1 protein-coding gene is annotated in these 1,338 nt (G+C 67.3%); it reads right to left on the bottom strand.

Annotation, left to right across the window (positions count from 1 at the left end):
• Window positions 1-33: 33 nt before the first annotated feature.
• The gene (locus ABH927_RS34165) at window positions 34-1,218 is read right to left on the bottom strand and encodes an IS481 family transposase (RefSeq protein ID WP_370028630.1); all 1,185 of its coding nucleotides are present in this window, start codon (window positions 1,216-1,218) and stop codon (window positions 34-36) included.
• Window positions 1,219-1,338: the final 120 nt, after the last annotated feature.

The following is a 1,338-nucleotide window of genomic DNA, read 5'->3' as shown; positions in this document are numbered from 1 at the left end:
TGTGATGTCGCAAGACATCGGAAACCCTCGAACCTACGGGTTCGGGGGTTTCTTTGTGTACTGGGGTTGGTAGTCGCGTGTGGGGTCGATGATCAGCTCGCGGAGGAGTTCCCCGGTGGTGGCGGCGACGATGCGGACGTGGAGATCGTCGACGAGAAGGATGACGTGGGTTCGGGCGTGGGTTCGTCCGATGCCGATGTGGTGGAGCCGGCCACCGACCCGCAGGGTGACGACGCCGGTGCGGTCGACGCGGTCGTGGCGGACCCGGGTGTGGGTGTCGCCGTCGCGGCTGTCGGCTGGCAGCGCCTTGGGCCGGTTGTTGTAGACCGCAGCGGGGGTGGCGCGGTGGGGCAACGATCGGTGCGGGCGGCGGTGGTTGTAGAGCTCGACGAAGGTCTCCAGGAGCGCCTGCAGGTCACAGACCGAAGTCGGCTGGGTGGCTTGAGCGGCCAGCCATTTCTTCATGGTCTGCTGGAAGCGTTCGACCTTGCCGCAGGTGGTGGGGTGGTTGGGGGTGGAGTTCTTCTGGGTCACGTGCAGGCGGCGGAGTTCGTGCTCGAAGGCGTTGCGGCCGCCGCGGCCGCCGGCCAGGCGGGTGGTGAAGACCATGCCGTTGTCGGTCAATGTGGAGGCGGGCACGCCGTGGGCGGCCACCGCGTGGCGGAAGGTGTCGCGCACGATCGGGCCGGTGATGCGCGGCCAGGCGGTGACGTGCAGGGCGTAGCGGGAGTGGTCATCCAGCCAGGTGAGGATCTCCGTGTCGGTGCCGTCTGCCAGCCGGTAGTGGGTGAAGTCGGCCTGCCAGGTCTCGTTCGGCAGCTCGGCTTGGAAGCGGATGTAGGAGGATCGTGGCCGTTTCTTCGGCTCGGGGGTGACCAGGCCGGCCCGGGTCAGGTAGCGGCTGATCGTAGCCCGCGACACCGTTTTCCCGTGGTGGTGGCGAAGGTGCCAGGCGATCGTGTCCGGCCCGGCGTCCAGGCCCTGGCCGGACAGCTGTTTGCGGAGCCGGACGATCAACTCGACCGTTGCGGCGTCGATCGCGGTCGGTGAGGTTGCCGGTCGCCGGGATTGCGGCTCGAACGCCGCCTCGCCCTGCTCGCGGTAGCGGGCGACGAGCTTGGAGACCCAGCCTTTGGAGACTCCGTAGGAGCGGGCGACGTCTGCCTGTGAGCGGCCCTCGACAACGACCGCCGTGATGATGAGTTTGGCCTTCGACACGGGCCGACTGTCGACCGCCCGCAGGTCCTAACTCCCCGTGTTTCCTATCTCTGGAGACATGCTCCACCGGGGTTTCCTATGTCTCGAGACACCCGTTTCCTATGTCCTGAACCAGAACAC

This window comes from Planotetraspora sp. GP83 (genome assembly GCF_041262585.1).
Classification (GTDB): domain Bacteria; phylum Actinomycetota; class Actinomycetes; order Streptosporangiales; family Streptosporangiaceae; genus JAOEGB01.
Note: the sequence above shows the minus strand (reverse complement) of the source record. Positions and strands in the feature narration are given on the sequence as shown.